Source organism: Corynebacterium sp., from assembly GCF_022712275.1.
Classification (GTDB): Bacteria; Actinomycetota; Actinomycetes; order Mycobacteriales; family Mycobacteriaceae; genus Corynebacterium.
The window spans coordinates 12,282-28,709 of sequence record NZ_JALAGU010000010.1 but is presented as its reverse complement, the minus strand read 5'-3'; the positions used below and the strand labels follow the sequence as shown (position 1 = coordinate 28,709).

Genomic DNA, 16,428 nt, shown 5'->3' with positions numbered 1-16,428 from the left:
CAGACAGGGATCAACCGTTCCCGCCGATCTCCTTCTCGGGTCCCTGGGTACTCATCGCCTCCTCCAGCTCACCACGGAGCCGGGAGATGTCGTCATCGGTCCAGCCGTCACCGACGACCGCGGTGAGCCCGTCGATGACGGAGGTGCCGTAGTTGTGACCGTGGCCGTCAGGGACCTTTGCCGCACGGGGAAGATCCAGGGTGACCTGCCAGAAGGTGACGAAGGGCATCCAGGTCATCGCCGGGGTCCGGTCGAATCCGGCGTCCTCCTTCAGCCAGTCCGGGCGCTTGAGGATGAGGTCCGGTGACCACCACACCACGGGGTCCGAGGGGTGCTGGACGTAGAGTACGCGCGGCGAACGCCACTCATCGCTGCCGTCCGCCCGGTTGAGTTCATGACGCCAGGCGGTGATGTCCCCGGCGTTCTCCGCGAACCGCACGGTCATACCACCCGAGTACTCCGGCAGCACCTCGCTGGTGCCCGGGTCGCGACGGGAGACGAAGTCCCCGTGCAGCCGGTTGCTGTTCGGCGGCCCCATCAGCAGCATGCCGTCGACGGCGCCGGCGATGTCGCGGATGCCGGAGAAGGCGCTCTCCGCGGCGGTGGTGCCGAGGGACTCGCCGTAGATGTACAGCTTCGGACGGTCGTCCTCGGGCAGGGTGTTCCACCAGTCGACGACGGTGGTGATCAGGTCCCGGCCGTAGTCCTCCACCCGGTCACGGTCGGTGACGAACTGGACGGCACTGGGCACGTCCGAGTACTGGGCGGAGGCGATGGCCGTGTCGCCGTCGAACATCAGCTCAAAGGCCTGGGCGGTGGTCGGGTTCACCCAGCCGGTACCGGTCGCCGGGGCGACCAGCAGGGCATTGCGGTCCTCAGCCCCGGTGCGCTGGAGCTCGCTGACGACATGCAGTGCACGCTCGCGGTCGTCGTCGCCGTCATCCATGCCCGCGTAGGCGCGGATCGGTTCCTTCGACGGGCGGCCGGTGAGATCCTCCAGCTCATCCTTGTACAGGCCCAGCGCGGTGAAGCGGGTGCCGTAGGCCCCGAGATCCTCCCACTCGGTCGGCGATCCCGGGCCACCGGAACGCTCACTGGCATGTGGCTTGACCAGGTCAGATCGGATCGGTTCGGAGCTGACGGAGAAGAACTGCTCCGTCGCCCGCCGGATGGTGCCCGGCAGCACGAAGTCGACGATGAGCACGGTGGCGACCGCCACCGCACCCCAGGACGCCAGCAGACGCAGACCGTAACGGGAATTGTTGCCCGGCACGGCATTCGCCAGCACACCGGCGAAGGCGGAGACGCCACGACCGAGGGCGACGAACAGAGCCCACACCAGCAGGCCGACCGGCAGAACGAGGAGGAACTGGGCCGGGGTGTAGGACCGGGCTCCCATGAGTTCGGCGAGATCCTGCTGCCAGCGCACGGCACGGAGCATCCAGACGAACAGTGCGACGGGGATGAAGACGAGCAGCGCGATCCGGAAACGGCTCCACCACACGGCGGGGATGCGTCGGCCGCCGGTCAACCGGTTCCACAGCGGTTCGATGATGTCCCTGCACCAGAGGTTCCAGTTGAGCAGCAGGAAGAGACCGATGAGGTGACCGGTTGCCGCGGACAGACCCGAGGCGATGCCCTGGTACAGCCAGGTACGCGGCACCAGCGACGGGGTCAGGGACAGTGCGAAGGCGACTCCGCCGATGACCAGTCCCCAGGTGTTGGGCGGTAGCGGACGGCGCAGGCCGAAGAACCGCGCGATCCGCGACCGGGGTTCCCCGGTATCGTCCTGGGACTTGTCCCTGGTTCCGCCGGGGGTCCTGCCCAGGGTCTCGTCCGGGGTCTCGTCCGGGGTCTCCTCAAGGATCTCCTCAGGCATGTCCCTCCTCGCGCATTTCGGCCACCTCGAGCCACCGCATCTCACAGTCGTCGTGTTCTGACCGTACTCCCTGGAGTTCCCGGTCAAGGTCGGCGAGCAGTCCTGTGTCGATCTGGCCGTCCGCCGGTGCCGCGGCGTCAGCGAGCTTCGCGGTGAGGGTATCCACCTTCGCGCTGAGCTTATGCATCTTCCGTTCCAGGGCGTTGAGCTCCTTCTTCAGCTCGCGGTCCTCCTGGGCGGACAGGCCCGGGGAGGACGCGGCGTCGGCTGCAGCCGCTCCCTCGGCGGACGAGGACGAGGAGCGGGCAGACACAGCCGCCGGGGCGGCGATCAGCTCGCGCCGTCGGTCGAGGTACTGCTGGATCCCGCCGGGCAGGTTGGTCAGTTTCCCGTCTCCGAACAGTGCCCAGGTGGAGTCGCAGATGCGCTCGATAAGGTACCGGTCGTGCGAGATGACGACGAGCGTGCCGGCCCATCCGTCGAGCAGGCTCTCGAGCTCCTGGAGGGTGTCGATGTCGAGGTCGTTGGTCGGCTCGTCGAGCAGCAGGACATTCGGCTCCGCCATGAGCACACGGGTGAGCTGCAGGCGACGTCGCTCTCCACCGGAGAGGTCCCGGACCGGGGTGCGCTGGCGCTTTGCGGAGAATCCGAGGCGTTCCGCGAGCTGGGAGGCGGTGAGTTCCTTCCCACCGATCTCCACGCGGGTGGCGACGTCTTCGACGGCGTCGAGCAGGCGTCGTTCCCCGTCCAGGTCCTCGAGTTCCTGACGCAGCCAGCCGATCTGGACCGTGCGTCCCTCGATCCGTCGGCCGCCGGCCAGCGGGTACTCCCCTGCCAGCGTGCGCAGCAGGGTGGTCTTGCCGGAGCCGTTGACGCCGACCAGTCCGATGCGCTCACCGGGGGTGAGACGCCAGGTGAGGTCTTCGACGAGGACGCGGGCCTCCGGGGGCGGGGTGGTGACCGTGGCGTCCTCCAGCTCGATGACCTTCTTGCCGAGCCGCTTCGTGGCGAAACTCATGAGTTCGACGGTGTCGCGTGGGGCCGGGACATTCTTGATCAGTGCCTCGGCGGCCTCGATCCGGTAGCGCGGCTTCGAGGTTCGTGCCGGGGCACCACGGCGCAGCCAGGCGAGTTCCCTGCGGGCCAGGTTGGCGCGACGCTGCTCCTCGGCGTCCGCCTGCCGGGCACGCTCGGCACGGGCGAAGGTCCAGTCGTTGTAGCCGCCCTCGAAGACGTCGACGGTGCCGTCGTGGACCTCCCAGGTGGTGGTGGCGACGGTGTCGAGGAACCAGCGGTCGTGGGTGACGACGATGAGGGCGCAGCGACGGAGCAGCAGATGCTGGGCGAGCCATTCCACACCCTCGACGTCGAGGTGGTTGGTCGGCTCATCGAGGATCACGAGGTCGAGGTCGCGGACCAGGGCCGCAGCGATGCCGACGCGGCGTCGTTCGCCACCGGACAGCCCTTCCAGTGGGGTGTCCATCCCGGCGCCGTCACCGAGGTCGTTGACGCCGATGCCCTCCAGGACATCGCGGATCCGCGGGTCCGACGCCCACTCGTGGGTCTCCAGGGTGCCGGATGCGCCGGTCAGTCCGGACAGTACCGCCTCGCCGACAGTGGTGCCGGGCAGGTCGCTGTCCTGGGAGACGACCGCCATGCGGAGGTCGTTGTTGCGGGAGACGCGTCCGGAGTCGACGGTATCGAGACCCGCGAGGATGCGGATGAGCGTGGACTTGCCGCCACCGTTGAGTCCGACGACACCGATCCGGTCGCCGCTGTTGACCCCGAGGCTCACACCGTCGAGGAGCATCTTGAGCCCGTAGGACTTGTCGACGTTCTCGAGGTTGATGAGGTTGACTGTGCTGGCCATGGAGTTCTCTCAGTGATTCTTTCGTGTGACGGGTGTTCAGGCAGGATCAGGCAGGACGTGCGCCGTGGGAGGAGGACGCGGCGACGAAGGTGGGGCCGGTATGGCCGGCGACGGAGACAGCGGTGGCGACCTCGACGGCGTGCTCACGGTCGGAGCAGAGCATCGTGACGGTCGGCCCGGGACCGGTGACCACGGTACCCAGGGCACCTGCCTCGCGGGCAGCGGTGAGGGTACGCCGCAGTTCCGGACGCAGACTCAGCGCCGCGGACTGCAGGTCGTTCGCCAGGAGTTCGGCGAGCTCGGTCGGGTTGTCGGTGAGCAGGGCGCGCTGCACGGCAGTGACGTCACCGGCCCGGACATCGGGGCGCTCACCGCGGGCCGCGGCGTCCCGCTGGGCGTCCAGGCGGTCGAGGACCTCCCGGTACGGCAGCGGACGGGGATCGAGGGCCAGGGCCCAGTGCCGGGTACCTCGGCTCATCACCGGGACGAGGTCGGCGGCTCCGGGAATGGCGCCGGTGTCCATCACCGTGCCGCCGAGCAGGTGGGCGGGTACGTCCCGGCCGAGGGACGCAGCCAGGTCCTGCAGTTCGGCATCGGTGGGTCGGGGTGCGAGGGAGTAGCCGGCGTCGGCGGCACCGGCACCGTGGAGGAGTTCGCGGGTGGCGATGAGGGCGGCCGCGGCGTCGGCGGCCTCTGCGTCGGCGGCTCCGGTGTCCCCGATGTCGGGGATCTCGCGGACGATGTCGACATGGATCTGTGGCAGGACGGCCTGCGGTGCACGTCGGTGGTAGCGGTCCACCACGGCGGTGACCGCGGCTACGGCGGCACGGCCGGTGTCCCCGGCGGTGGCTGGCCGCGACTGCTTCCCGGTGAGGTCCACCCCGGTGATCTCCGGGGACTCCGACTGACCGGTGACCGTGACGGTGACGGTCTCGGTGAGGTCCAGGGCCTGGCGGACGGTGACGAGGTCGCGGCCGCCGTCGGGGCGGTGGTCGCCCACGCTCAGCCAGAGGATCAGCATGCCCTGGGCGGTTGCCGTGGCAGAATGTGGCAGCCCGGTGTGCTCGGCGGGATCGGGCATGTCCGGGGCGGTCATTGTCCGGTGTCCTGCGGCGAATCCTGTGCAGAAGCCAGGGAGGCGACCGCGAGGTCGACGAAGGACGCGGTGTCGAGCTTTTCGCCACGCTCCTTCGGGTCGATGCCGGCGGCGGTGAGCACGGCCTCTGCGTCCGCCCCGGAGCCGAAGTGTCCGGACAGTGCGGCGCGTAGCGTCTTCCGGCGCTGGAGGAAGGCGGCGTCCGTCACCGCGAAGACCTCCTTGCGGAGGATTTCGGGGTCGTGCGTGGTCAGGGCGTCCTGCCAGGGGCGGGAGCCGTCGGTCCACCGGTCGATGCGGACGAGGCCGGAGTCGATCTTCGGGGCAGGCCAGAAGACGTTCTTGCCGATCGTTCCGGCCTTGGAGACCGCACCGTAGAACCCGGCCTTCACGCTGGGCACGCCGTAGATCTTCGATCCGGGGGACGCCGCGAGCCGGTCGGCGACCTCCAGCTGGACCATCACGAGCACGCGGCGGATCGACGGGAACTCCTGCAGCAGGTGCAGCAGCACCGGGACGGAGACATTGTAGGGCAGGTTCGCGACCAGGGCCGTCGGCGCGGGGACACCGGCCTCGGCGAGGTCCGCCGCGGTGAGGGTGAGTGCGTCATGGTCGATGACCGTGACGTCGTCGGCGCGTGCCGGCGCGAATTCCCCGATGGTGCGGGGCAGGCGTGCGGCGAGTCGCTTGTCGAGCTCCACGGCGGTCACCCCACCGGTTCCACCTACCTGCTCCAGCAGGGCGAGGGTCAGGGAACCCAGCCCTGGACCGACCTCGATGACCCGGTCGTCGTCCGACAGTTCGGCGGCCGAGACGATGCGTCGGACCGTGTTCGGGTCGATGACGAAGTTCTGCCCCATCTTCTTCGTCGGGGTGATGTCGAGTTCCGCCGCCAGGGCGCGGATCTCTCCGGGGCCCAGCAGGCGTACCGTGTTCTCTTCGCTGTCCGTCACATATCGAGGATAGCCTGTCGGGGACGGACGATCTATCAGCGGATCTGTCAGCGCAGGCCCATGCTGGAGGTGCAGGCAGGCCAGGCGCCCCAGCCCTGTGCGGCCTGGACCTTCTCGGCCACGGCGATCTGCTCCTCGCGGGTGGCCATGTAGGCCTCCGGAGCGTACTCGGTACCGCCGAATGCCGCCCAGGTGGACGGGGTGAACTGCAGGCCGCCGGAGAAGCCGTTGCCGGTGTTGATGGACCAGTCTCCGGTGGCCTCGCACTGGGCGAGCTGGTCCCAGACAGAGCCATCGGAGACGGAGGGGGCAGAGGATCCGGTGCCGCGGCGCACGACGCGCTCGGTGGCGGGCGTGATCTCCTCGCGCTTGAGCTCGTCGCGGTGTGTCTCGACACCGTTGAGGGAGTGGATACGGACGGTGACGCGGGCGGTACCGGCGGTACCTTCCTCGATGACCTCTTCCTCACCCTTGGCCATGTCCGGGTCCTCGATGACCTTCTCCGGCGGGGCGATCTCCTGGTCCTCGGTGACCTCTTCACTGGTCTTCCGGGTGACGTCGATGTGCATGTCGTCGGTGACCGGGGTGTCCGCCGACGGGGTGACGACGTCCTCCTTGCCCAACGGAGCACCGCGCATCTCGAGCACGTCGGCCACGGTCGGGGCGGACATGGTGAGGCGGGCAGGCGTCTCGTCCGGCTGGCCGTCGTTGAGCGTGAAGCTCTTCGGCGAGGTGATGTTGAGCTCCATGCCGTCGAGCGGGATGGCCGAGGCGCTGGCGGTGGTGGATCCGGCGTCGATGTCGAGCTCATCGAGGAGTTCGGAGACGGTCATCTTGGTGGTGTCGACGGTGCGGGACTGACCGTCGACGACGAGGGCGACCTGCCGGGCAGAGCGGACGGTGACGCGGGAGCCGTCGGAGACGGACTCGCTGAGACCCGGGGTGATGAGGTCACCGTCGGAGACGTCGACACCCTCGGACGACAGGATCGACTCAACGTCGCCGCGTACGGTGCTGGCCTTGAGGATCTTGCCGTTGACGTCGAGGGTGACGTCCTTGTGGTTGGTGGCGACGACGGCTCCGCCGACAACGAGGGTGGCGAGCATGCCGCCGGTGGCGACACGGAGCGGGACGGAGCGGGTGTGGTTGATGCGGTGGAGCGTCGACTTGTTCTTCACCCAGATCACGATACGGTAACGATGCGCTGACGGCAAAGATATGTGACAAGAATCCCGTAATTATTCCGTGATCCGGTAGAGATCACGCGCATTGCGTGTCACCTGGGCACCTAGTGCCTCTGGAGTCACACCTCTCACTTCTGCGACACAGCGTGCGGTGTATCCGACGAAAGCCGGCTCATTGCGCGAACCCCGGAATGGCTCTGGCGTCATGAACGGTGCATCGGTCTCGATGAGGATCCGGTCGGCCGGACAGATCCGCGCCGCTTTCCGCAGCTCCTCGTTCCGCCTGAACGTCACATTGCCGCAGAAGCTCAGCCAGTAGCCGCGGTCGACGGCCTCCTGCGCCACGTCCAGCGGCGAAGAGAAGCAGTGCAGCATGATCCGCAGGTCGTCCGGGGCGTCCGCCAGGACGCGCATCAGGTCGGCGTCCGCCTCCCGGTTGTGGACCATCAGCGGCTTGGCCAGCTCGTGGGCCAGGGCCATATGCCAGCGCAGCGCCTCCTCCTGGACGTCCAGAGGTGCCGTGCGCTCCGGATCATGGGTGATCCAGTAGGTGTCCAGCCCGGATTCCCCGACCGCCACGCAGCGCGGATCAGCGGCGAGCTCCCGGAGTCTGTCCTGCACACCGTACTCGAAGAGCTGGTCCGCGCGGGTCGGGTGGATGGCACAGGCGGCGACGACCCGCTCATCAGCATGGGCGGCCTCGAGAGCCTGGACCGACTCGGCGAGGTCGTCGCCGACGGTGCAGACCTGGTTCACCCCCACCTCCGCGGCCCGGTCCATGATCGCGCGCACCTCCTCCGGTGTCGTCGCTTTACAGGACGCCAGGTGGGTGTGCGCGTCGAAGAGTTCCGGCAGCGGCTCGGGTGGGACAGGGGTCGGACGCTTCTTCTTCGACATGGCTGTCAGGTTAGCGGTGCTCGCTGAAGAACTGCAGTTCCAGGTCCACGGTGCGCCGGAAGTACTCCCGCGCCAGGGCGGCGTCCTCCGGGGAGCGCTCCCCTGCGCGGTCCACCTCGGTGCGCAGGAAATCGATGAGCTGGTGAAACCCGGGGTAGTCATGCAGGCGCACCCATTCAGCGTGGACGTGGCGGGGCGGGTAGCCGTTCTCCCCCGTACCGTGGGCGCGGTTCTCCGGGCGGGTCGCCCAGTCGAGGTACAGCCACTCGCAGACCACGAGGACGCCGAGGATCGCGGCGTAGTTGCGGGTATCGGCGGCATCGACGAAGAGCTGCTTGAAACCGGCGGTGGCCCCGGTGTCGGGGACGGATGTGTCCGCATCCAGTTCGGCCGCGGCCTCACGGAAGTAGGTGTCCTCGTCGCCGGCGACCTCGCCGAGGAACTGCGCGAAGCGGTGACGCGAGGGGTAATTGTCCGCCGTGGCGACCGCCGCACCGAGCAGGGCCATGAAACCGTCCGCGAAGCGGTAGTCCTGGACCAGGTAGCCGGCCATGTTCTCGTCCGGCAGCGTGCCGGCGAAGAGCTCGGTGACGAAGCGGTGGGTGGCCGCGGCTTCCCAGGTGGTGCGATTCTCCTCCCGCAACGTGTCGCTGAAGCGAGTGGTGGGTGTGCCGGTCGTGGTCTGCGCAGCATAGTCTTCCATGACGATTCCTCCGCGAGTGTGAACTCGATCAGGTTCGACGGGTCTCATCTCAGCCCGGGCCTTCTCCCGGGCACCCCGTGTCACTGCCCGAGGGTACCTACGGGGGCGCTGAGCGCACTGATTTGCTGAAAAAATCCTGTGCAAAGCGCGCTGAACAGCATCGGGCCGAGGCACTGAGACAACAGTGCTCAACCGTTGCCACCACCGTTCCCACACACCTTTCATGGAACTGTCCATCGACCATCGTTCAGAGAGACCCATCTCATGGATATTCCAGACACCGACCATCTCATCATCGGCATGAGCCCTTTCAATCCTCATTTCTCCCTCGACTGGCTCATCAGCGCTTTCCGGTCGGGAGCTGACCACTTCGCCACAGTCGATGTGCTTCACCCCGGCGCCATCGCCACCTCCCTGCTGACCGCAACCGGGACCCCGGAAGGTCGAGCCCTACGGAGAGCGAGACAGCAATGCAGCAAGAAACTGCGGACTGTGGCTGCAGCAGTGGAACAGTCCGGAGTCGTGCTCGGACGGACCTCCCCACTACTCATCTCCGACCACATTGTGGAGCCGAACTATGCCGGTCGCAGAGAACAGGTTGCTGACGAGTACCTCCGCAACACCGAATTCCGACGCCGCTGCCCGGCCATGAGTTCGGCTGCCACCCAGTCACGTCTTCGGGCAATCGGCTCCTCCACTCCACCGGATCCGGGTATTGCCGTCGACTACGTACTTGATGAGCTCCCTGCGTACACCCGTTGCGCAGACCTGTTCCACTACCCTTCCGCAGCACTGAGTTACCCCGCGCCATGGCCGGCCGGTGAGTACATCAGGGCAGGGGAGACATCTCTCGACACCGATCCGAACAGCCACTTTTTCGTCCTCGACCCCGAGCCGGAGGCACATCATGTCTGATCTTGACAACCCGACGCTCCTCTGCGATGAAGCTCTCAACGATCCGTACCCCATCTACCGGAGGATGAGGGAGCACGGTTGCGTGTATCACGACCTCATTGCGGATGCCTGGTGCGTCCTTGATCTCGACCTTGTCCGCACTGTGCTGCAGGACTCGACCGGTTTCAGCAGTCACCATCTGGCAGACCGTGCCGAGCCCGTGCTCGGAGCACGTGTGCTCGCGCAGATGACCGGTGCCGAGCACACCGAGAAGAAGGCCGTCACCATGCACGGTCTCGCAACGGTTGCCATGGACGGCTACCACCTTCCCGCAGTTGAGACGGCTGTCACCAACCTGTGGGAGCGGGTAAAGGATGCCGAGTGCCTAGACCTCGTGGAAGAACCGGCAGGACCGTCCGCCACTAATGTGACGTGCGAGCTCCTCGGCATCGATGCACAGTGGAAGCACAAGGTTCTCCCGTGGAACCGCAGTGTCGTCCAGTTCATCACGCTCCTGCAGCAGACTCCTGACGAACGGTCACAACGGTTGGCGGACGCCGGATATTTCCGCGCGTCCATGCTCCGTCTCATAAAGACCCGGCGTCGATCCCCCCGACACGATCTCGTGAGCTATCTCGTGTACGAGACACTCCGGTCCCCAACGTTGGAGGAGTCTGTCACCACCGGTACCGGAAAAATCACCGAGTTCCCTACTGAGACGCTACGGCTGCATCCGCCAGTCCAGATCATTCCACGGATCGCCGTCGGGAAACAGGTCCTCGGCGGGCACTCAATCCCCGATGGGAGCACAGTGTACTGCCTTACCGGTGCTGCTCACCGCGATCCCTCCTTCTTTCCGGAACCGGACAAGTTCATCCTGTCCAGGAAGGAAAACTCTGTACGAAGCGCCTTTCCCCCATCCGCTGAGCATCTTGCCTTCGGCTCCGGACGTCACTTCTGCATCGGTGCCATGCTCGCCCGTCGGCAACTTGAGACAGCGTTCCGTGCATCGTTGTCCCATTTTCCTGAGTGGAGGCTCGCCGCCGACCCGTTGACGGAGCATGGGCTGTACACCCGCGGGCCATCCCATCTCCTCCCCGAAAAGAGCATCTGACGTGAGTACCTCTGGGACCACTCCTGCCACGCCGTCTCTCACGCCCCGGACCACCTTCGTCCTGCTGCTCGCCTCGATACTCCCGTTGATCGACTCCAGCCTGGTCAACGTCCTGCTTCCGGTGATCAGTCGAGATCTCAACGTCTCCCGGAGCGATGTGCAGCTCGGAGTCTCCGCCTACATGCTCGCTGCCACCGCCGGCATCGTGCTCTCCACCACTTCCCTGCGGCGCTTCGGACCCCGACACGTCTGGACCGGATCAGTCCTGGTCTTTGCCCTCGCTTCCGCCCTGGTCGGTCTCAGCGGGACGCTACTACTGTTCGTGATCGCCCGCGTCCTGCAGGGTGCGGCATGTGGCTTCATCATGCCGGCGGTCCAGCAGATCGCCGCCGACATCGTCGGACGCGAGGGGATGCGCGCCGCTCTGGCGACCATCGGACTACCCGCGGTCATCGCCCCGGCGTTCGGCCCGCTACTGGGCGGTGTCCTGGTGGACGCCGTCGGGTGGCGCGTCCTCTTCCTGGTCAACGTCCCGGTCGCCGCCCTCGCCCTGGTTCTCGCTCACAGCGTGCTGCCGACAGCCCCGGGGAACAGGACACCACTGGGCCTCGATCAGGCGCTGCCCGGCGTCCTCGGCATGGTCGGCATGGTCGGCCTGCTCTGGGCCGTCAGCGCCGTCGGCACACTGCCTACCGGCGTCACCGCGCTCATCGCGGTCGCTGCGATCGTGGTCACCGCCGTGTTCTGTGTGGTGGACCTGCGCTCAACCACTCCCCTGCTCGACATGTCCCTCTACCGCGGTCCGGCCTTCACTACGGTGATGCTGCTGTGCCTCATCGTCGGCGCGGTGTTCTACGGGACGCTGCTGTCGACATCCCTGCACGTCCAGTCCGACCTGGGGCAGCCGGCCTGGGTGGCCGGTGTTCTGCTGGGTATCCAGGGGCTGGGCGCCTGGGCATCCCGCAGCCTCATCAAAGGACCGTGGAAGAACATGAACGCCTTCCCTGTCATCGCTGCCGGACTTGTCGTCGCCGCAGGCGGGACGATGGGCATCCAGGCCGTCGGATCCTGGGATGCAGCGACCATCACCGTAACCGTGGGCTCGTCTCTGATCCGTGGTCTGGGGCTGGGTGCGTGCACGCTGCTCGCCCTGTCCGCTGCCTACGAGGTCGTCTCTGACGGCCAAACTCCGGCAGTCGGCGCGCACACCCGGCTGATGCTGCAGCTCGGGGGAGCCCTGGGGACGGCAGTCGTCGGTGTCTGGACAGACTCTGCGATGATGCTCGGAGGGCTTGTCGCCGCGTTATCTCTGGCCGGTGCGGTCGCTGCGGCCGTTCTCCGCGGATCAGGGAACCGTCAAACTGCTGTGTGACGTATCCTCGGTGGCCATGGAGGATCCTGCCGCATTCGGACGCCGACTGCACCACGCCAGAGTCGACCGTGGGCTGTCCCAGACCGGCCTCGCCGCCGGGATCTGCTCCCCCAGCTCCGTCTCCCGGTGGGAGGACGGACAGAGTGTTCCGGACCACGGCACCGTGGAACGGCTCGCCGACCGTCTGGGAATGAACCCCACCGTCCTCACCGGGCTCGGTTTCGATTCCCGACTGGCGAGCTCTGCCGACGGGTTCGCTGACTTGTTGCACACGGTGTTCGCCGCGGAAGGTACGTCTGACTACCCGGCATGCTCGCCCGCCGGATCATGGATCGCCCGCGTCCGGTCCGTCCTCGAGCATTCCGCCCCGTACTCCACCGGTCCTCATCCCCGACCTGTTGTCGACGATCTCGCGGTCGACCCGTTGACCTCCTCCACCCCGGTGTCGTTGGAGACCGTCGAGCTTCTCGACGCGATGGTCCGTGTCCGGGAGAACCCGGACCGGGCGACCGTGGACGCCCTGACCGAAACCCTCACCTGGACCACCGACGCCCCGGAAGACGTCCGGCAGACCGCTCTGGACACCCTGGTCGCGGTGCTGGTCGACGCGGGAATGCCGGTTGCCGCTCACGGCGCGGTCACGAGGGTCGATCCTCCCCGGATCAGTGCGACCGTAGCCGCACTGTTGTCCTGGGACCGGTCCTCCCCCTGCACCTCCGCTGGCGACCTGCCTCCGATCGCTGCGCCCCGACATGCCCGGGACGTGGCCTTCAGAATCTTCGCCCGGATGCGTGACGCCCCGGAAGAAGTGCGGAGATCCGTCACAGACGCTGTGGTAGCGTCCTGCCCCGACGACGGTCTCGTCAGGCGGTGGGGACAGAAGAGCTGACCCCCGGCGGCGGAGCCTAGTCCTTCTCGACGCGGGCCCACTCCGGGCCGGTCTCCGCCAGCTCCGGGTCCAGCTTGGTGAACAGCGGCGCCGGCTTGGACAGCGGGGTGCCCGGGGTCAGGTCGGTGCGGCCCCAGTGCGCCTGCTGGTTGACGTAGTCGCCCATGATGACCGGGTAGGCACGGCCCTTGGCGGGCAGGCCGGCACCCACCGGCTCCAGCGGGGAATCATCGGTGACCTCGACGACCTCCGGCTGCGCGGCCCAGACGCCGGACCCGCCGAGCGTCTCGAAGATCTTCTGCGCGGAGAACGGCAGGTACGGCGTGAACAGTGTGTTCGCGTCCGCGACGACCTGCAGTGCGGTGAACAGGACCGTGGCAAGACGTTCCCGCTGCGTCTCGTCCTTGGCCAGCTTCCACGGCTCCTGGGCGGCGATGTACTGGTTCGCCCGGGCGACGATGCGCATCGACTCGGAGATACCGGCCTTGAACCGGGAATGTTCCAGGTACTCGCCGACGATGCCGAAGGCTGCGGCGGACTCGTCGAGCAGCGCCCGGTCCTCGGCAGTGAACTCGCCGGGAGCCGGGATCTCACCGAAGTTCTTGTGCGCCATCGACACGGTGCGGTTGACGAGGTTGCCCCACTCGTTGGCCAGCTCGGTGTTGATGCGGCGGACGAACTCGTCCCAGGTGAAGTCGGTGTCCATGTTCTCCGGACCGGCTACGGCGATGAAGTAACGCAGCGCATCCGGGCCGAACTCCTTCAGGAAGTCACGGACATAGATGACCACACCCTTCGACGAGGAGAACTTCGAGCCGGACATGGTGAGGAACTCGGAGGAGACGACCTCGGTCGGCAGGTTCAGCTCGCCGAACTCGCCGAGCTCACCACCCTTGTCACCCTTTCCGGCGTAGCCGAGCAGCTCAGCCGGCCAGATCTGGGAGTGGAAGGTGATGTTGTCCTTGCCCATGAAGTAGTAGGACAGGGCCTCGGGGTCGGACCACCACTTCTTCCAGGCATCCCTGTCACCGGTGCGCCAGGCCCACTCGATGGAGGCGGAGAGGTAGCCGACGACGGCGTCGAACCAGACGTAGAGCTTCTTGGCATCGTTGTCCTGCCAGCCCTCGATCGGGACCGGGACGCCCCAGTCGATGTCGCGGCTCATGGCACGCGGACGCATGTCCTTGAGAACGTTGAGCGAGAAGTTCAGGACGTTGGGACGCCAGCCCTTGCGGGTGGACAGCCACTTCTCCAGAGCCTCGGCGAAAGCCGGCAGGTCGAGCATGAAGTGCTCGGTCTCGACGAAGTCCGGGGTCGCTCCGTCGATCTTGGACCGCGGGTCGATGAGGTCAGCCGGGTCGAGCTGGTTGCCGCAGTTGTCGCACTGGTCGCCGCGGGCATCGGTCGCACCGCAGATCGGGCAGGTGCCCTCGATGAACCGGTCGGGCAGGGTGCGGCCGGTCTTCGGGTCGATCGCGCCGACGGTGCTCTGGCGGATCATGTAACCGTTGTCGTTGAGCCCTCGGAAGAGCTCCTGCACCACGGCGTAGTGGTTTCGGGTGGTGGTGCGGGTGAAAAGGTCGTAGGACAGGCCGAGCCCGGCAAGGTCCTCGACGATGATCCGGTTGTAGCGGTCGGCCAGCTCCTGGACCTCCACGCCCTCCTTCTGCGCCTGGACGAGCAGCGGAGTGCCGTGCTCGTCGGTGCCCGAGACCATCAGGACCTCGTTGCCGGACATTCGCTGGTACCGGGCGAAGACGTCCGAGGGGACGCCGAATCCGGCAACGTGTCCGATGTGGCGGGGGCCGTTGGCGTACGGCCAGGCAACGGAGGTGAGGACATGTTTCGACATGTCCCCCACCCTATTGCATCAGGACTTGGCCTGGTCCTCCGACCCTTGATTCTTCGCGGACTTCCTGGCGCTCTTCTCCGCCTTGCGGCCCAGCCGCTCGTCCTCACGGGCCTCCCACGGGCTGCGGGCGGACTCCGGCGGGACCTGGTGACGGCGCTCGCGGGCGAGCCGCAGGGCGAAGGACCGCTTCTCGTTCTCGTCGAGGAACATCGGGTCCTGCGACAGTCCCTTGTACAGCGACACGCACATGAAGAGGATGAGGATCACGAACGGGCACGCGGCGACAATCGTCACCGACTGGAGGTTGTTCAGGGAGTCCTCACCGCCGGACAGCAGGAGCACCACCGCGATAAGCGCGGTCAGCAGACCCCACAGGACAGTCAGCTTCCGGTCCGCGACAAGCTTGCCGTTCTGGCTCATGGTGCCCATCACGGTCGAGGCGGAGTCCGCCGAGGTGATGAAGAAGGTCGCCAGCAGGATCATCGCGATCACCGAGCTGATGCCGGCGAACGGAAGATCGTCGAGCAGGTTGAACAGCATTGTCTGGGCGTTGCCGTCACCGTAGATCTCACTGCCGGACTCCTCCGCGTGGATTGCGGATCCGCCGAAGATGGAGAACCAGACGATGGACACCGCGGTGGGGACCATGAGGACGACCATGACGAACTCGCGGATCGTACGGCCCCGGGAGATCCGGGCGATGAAGGTACCGACGAAGGGCGACCACGAGATCCACCATGCCCAGTAGAACAGGGTGGTCCCGGCGAGCCAGTCACCCATGCCCTCGGCGGAGTCCGCGGTGCGGGCGGACATGCCGAAGAAGTTCTGCAGGTAGTTGCCCAGGGAGGTCGGCATGGTGTTGAGGATGACGACCGTGGGGCCGACGATGAGCACGAACAGTGCCAGAAGGCCGGCGAGCACCATGTTGAAGTTGGAGACGTACTGGATGCCCTTACCGACGCCGGAGTAGGCGGAGGCCAGGTAGCACAGTCCCAGCACGCCGATGATGACCATCATCCAGCCGGTCCCGGGGTTGTGCACGATACCGACGGCATCCATACCGGAACCGATCTGCAGGGCTCCGAGGCCCAGGGAAGCTGCCGTACCGAAGACGGTCGCGAAAATCGACAGGACGTCAATGAGCTTGCCGAGCCAGCCTTCGGCCAGTCGGATACCGATCAGCGGGATGAACGCCGAGCTGAACAGCTGCTTGCGTCCCAGGCGGAAGGTGCCGTAGGCGATGGCGAGACCGACGATGGCGTAGATCGCCCAGGGATGCAGGCCCCAGTGGAAGATGGTGGAGGCCATCGAGTCCGGGACGCTCTTCGACCCTTCCCCGGGAATGCCGTTCTCGAAGTAGTTCAGCGGGTCGGCGACGCCGTAGAACATCAGACCGATGCCCATGCCGGCGGCGAACATCATCGCGATCCAGCTCGCGGTGTTGAACTCGGGTTCCTCGTTGTCCTGGCCGAGCTTGATACGACCGAACCGGCTCAGCCCGATGAACAGGATGAACAGCACGAACACCGTGCCGGCGACGATGTAGACCCACCCGAAATCGGTGACGATGAGATCCAGCGCGCTGGAAGCGAAGTCGGAGAAGTTGTCCGGGGCGATGAGCCCCCACAGGACCACGGCGAGCACGAGGGCGGCCGCGAACCCCACGACCACCTTGTCCACGGTGGCGTGTTCGTTCTCCGAAGGCGGCGGCAGCATGCTGCCCAC

General features: G+C 66.7%; 13 protein-coding genes and 1 riboswitch. Of the genes, 4 read left to right on the top strand and 9 right to left on the bottom strand.

Going from position 1 to position 16,428, the window contains the following annotated elements; all coding sequences use genetic code 11:
• Window positions 1–10 precede the first annotated feature (10 nt).
• From Q0A27_RS01560 to Q0A27_RS01530, 7 genes are all read right to left on the bottom strand, one after another.
• Window positions 11–1,879, bottom strand: coding sequence for an alpha/beta hydrolase (locus Q0A27_RS01560; RefSeq protein WP_291473320.1), 1,869 nt, complete (start codon window positions 1,877–1,879; stop codon window positions 11–13).
• Window positions 1,872–3,749: an ABC-F family ATP-binding cassette domain-containing protein gene (locus tag Q0A27_RS01555; RefSeq protein ID WP_291473319.1), complete on the bottom strand. Its 1,878-nt coding sequence runs from the start codon at window positions 3,747–3,749 to the stop codon at window positions 1,872–1,874. The genes Q0A27_RS01560 and Q0A27_RS01555 overlap by 8 nt, the downstream gene beginning before the upstream one ends.
• A 46-nt stretch (window positions 3,750–3,795) precedes the next feature.
• Window positions 3,796–4,845 (bottom strand): 4-diphosphocytidyl-2C-methyl-D-erythritol kinase, encoded by a 1,050-nt coding sequence (locus Q0A27_RS01550; RefSeq protein WP_291473318.1) that lies wholly within the window; start codon window positions 4,843–4,845, stop codon window positions 3,796–3,798.
• Window positions 4,842–5,798, bottom strand: a complete 957-nt coding sequence (gene rsmA / locus Q0A27_RS01545) for a 16S rRNA (adenine(1518)-N(6)/adenine(1519)-N(6))-dimethyltransferase RsmA (RefSeq protein WP_291473317.1) — start codon at window positions 5,796–5,798, stop codon at window positions 4,842–4,844. Before rsmA ends, Q0A27_RS01550 begins: the two co-directional genes overlap by 4 nt.
• Window positions 5,799–5,845: 47 nt before the next feature.
• Window positions 5,846–6,982: a resuscitation-promoting factor gene (locus Q0A27_RS01540; protein WP_291473331.1), complete on the bottom strand. Its 1,137-nt coding sequence runs from the start codon at window positions 6,980–6,982 to the stop codon at window positions 5,846–5,848.
• Window positions 6,983–7,036: 54 nt separating this feature from the next.
• Complete coding sequence (locus tag Q0A27_RS01535; RefSeq protein ID WP_291473316.1) at window positions 7,037–7,879, bottom strand: TatD family hydrolase; 843 nt, start codon at window positions 7,877–7,879, stop codon at window positions 7,037–7,039.
• A gap of 10 nt (window positions 7,880–7,889) precedes the next feature.
• Window positions 7,890–8,582: a TenA family protein gene (locus Q0A27_RS01530; RefSeq protein ID WP_291473315.1), complete on the bottom strand. Its 693-nt coding sequence runs from the start codon at window positions 8,580–8,582 to the stop codon at window positions 7,890–7,892.
• A riboswitch (TPP riboswitch) is annotated at window positions 8,570–8,670 on the bottom strand. It overlaps the preceding gene by 13 nt.
• A gap of 176 nt (window positions 8,671–8,846) precedes the next feature.
• Here Q0A27_RS01530 and Q0A27_RS01525 point away from each other — a divergent pair.
• Genes Q0A27_RS01525 through Q0A27_RS01510 form a run of 4 tightly spaced genes read left to right on the top strand, consistent with a single transcriptional unit; the run spans window position 8,847 to window position 12,851 of the window.
• Window positions 8,847–9,497, top strand: a complete 651-nt coding sequence (locus Q0A27_RS01525) for a tRNA-dependent cyclodipeptide synthase (protein ID WP_291473314.1) — start codon at window positions 8,847–8,849, stop codon at window positions 9,495–9,497.
• On the top strand, window positions 9,490–10,590 hold the full coding sequence (locus tag Q0A27_RS01520; RefSeq protein ID WP_291473313.1) for a cytochrome P450: 1,101 nt from the start codon (window positions 9,490–9,492) through the stop codon (window positions 10,588–10,590). Before Q0A27_RS01525 ends, Q0A27_RS01520 begins: the two co-directional genes overlap by 8 nt.
• A 1-nt stretch (window position 10,591) precedes the next feature.
• The gene (locus Q0A27_RS01515; RefSeq protein WP_291473312.1) at window positions 10,592–11,962 is read left to right on the top strand and encodes an MFS transporter; all 1,371 of its coding nucleotides are present in this window, start codon (window positions 10,592–10,594) and stop codon (window positions 11,960–11,962) included.
• 16 nt (window positions 11,963–11,978) lie between these two features.
• Complete coding sequence (locus Q0A27_RS01510; RefSeq protein ID WP_291473311.1) at window positions 11,979–12,851, top strand: helix-turn-helix transcriptional regulator; 873 nt, start codon at window positions 11,979–11,981, stop codon at window positions 12,849–12,851.
• Window positions 12,852–12,867: 16 nt separating this feature from the next.
• Here Q0A27_RS01510 and metG read toward each other — a convergent pair whose 3' ends face one another.
• Together metG and Q0A27_RS01500 are read right to left on the bottom strand one after the other, a co-directional pair.
• Complete coding sequence (gene metG, locus Q0A27_RS01505; protein ID WP_291473310.1) at window positions 12,868–14,703, bottom strand: methionine--tRNA ligase; 1,836 nt, start codon at window positions 14,701–14,703, stop codon at window positions 12,868–12,870.
• 18 nt (window positions 14,704–14,721) lie between these two features.
• On the bottom strand, window positions 14,722–16,419 hold the full coding sequence (locus Q0A27_RS01500; RefSeq protein WP_291473330.1) for a BCCT family transporter: 1,698 nt from the start codon (window positions 16,417–16,419) through the stop codon (window positions 14,722–14,724).
• Between the last annotated feature and the right edge of the window lie 9 nt (window positions 16,420–16,428).

Coding starts and splice junctions, on each gene's coding strand:
- Q0A27_RS01535 (WP_291473316.1), bottom strand. CDS start 7,879: ATGTCGAAGAAGAAGCGTCCGACCCCTGTCCCACCCGAGCCGCTGCCG.
- metG (WP_291473310.1), bottom strand. CDS start 14,703: ATGTCGAAACATGTCCTCACCTCCGTTGCCTGGCCGTACGCCAACGGC.
- Q0A27_RS01520 (WP_291473313.1), top strand. CDS start 9,490: ATGTCTGATCTTGACAACCCGACGCTCCTCTGCGATGAAGCTCTCAAC.
- Q0A27_RS01525 (WP_291473314.1), top strand. CDS start 8,847: ATGGATATTCCAGACACCGACCATCTCATCATCGGCATGAGCCCTTTC.
- Q0A27_RS01555 (WP_291473319.1), bottom strand. CDS start 3,749: ATGGCCAGCACAGTCAACCTCATCAACCTCGAGAACGTCGACAAGTCC.
- Q0A27_RS01500 (WP_291473330.1), bottom strand. CDS start 16,419: ATGCTGCCGCCGCCTTCGGAGAACGAACACGCCACCGTGGACAAGGTG.
- Q0A27_RS01560 (WP_291473320.1), bottom strand. CDS start 1,879: ATGCCTGAGGAGATCCTTGAGGAGACCCCGGACGAGACCCCGGACGAG.
- Q0A27_RS01510 (WP_291473311.1), top strand. CDS start 11,979: ATGGAGGATCCTGCCGCATTCGGACGCCGACTGCACCACGCCAGAGTC.
- Q0A27_RS01550 (WP_291473318.1), bottom strand. CDS start 4,845: ATGACCGCCCCGGACATGCCCGATCCCGCCGAGCACACCGGGCTGCCA.
- Q0A27_RS01530 (WP_291473315.1), bottom strand. CDS start 8,582: ATGGAAGACTATGCTGCGCAGACCACGACCGGCACACCCACCACTCGC.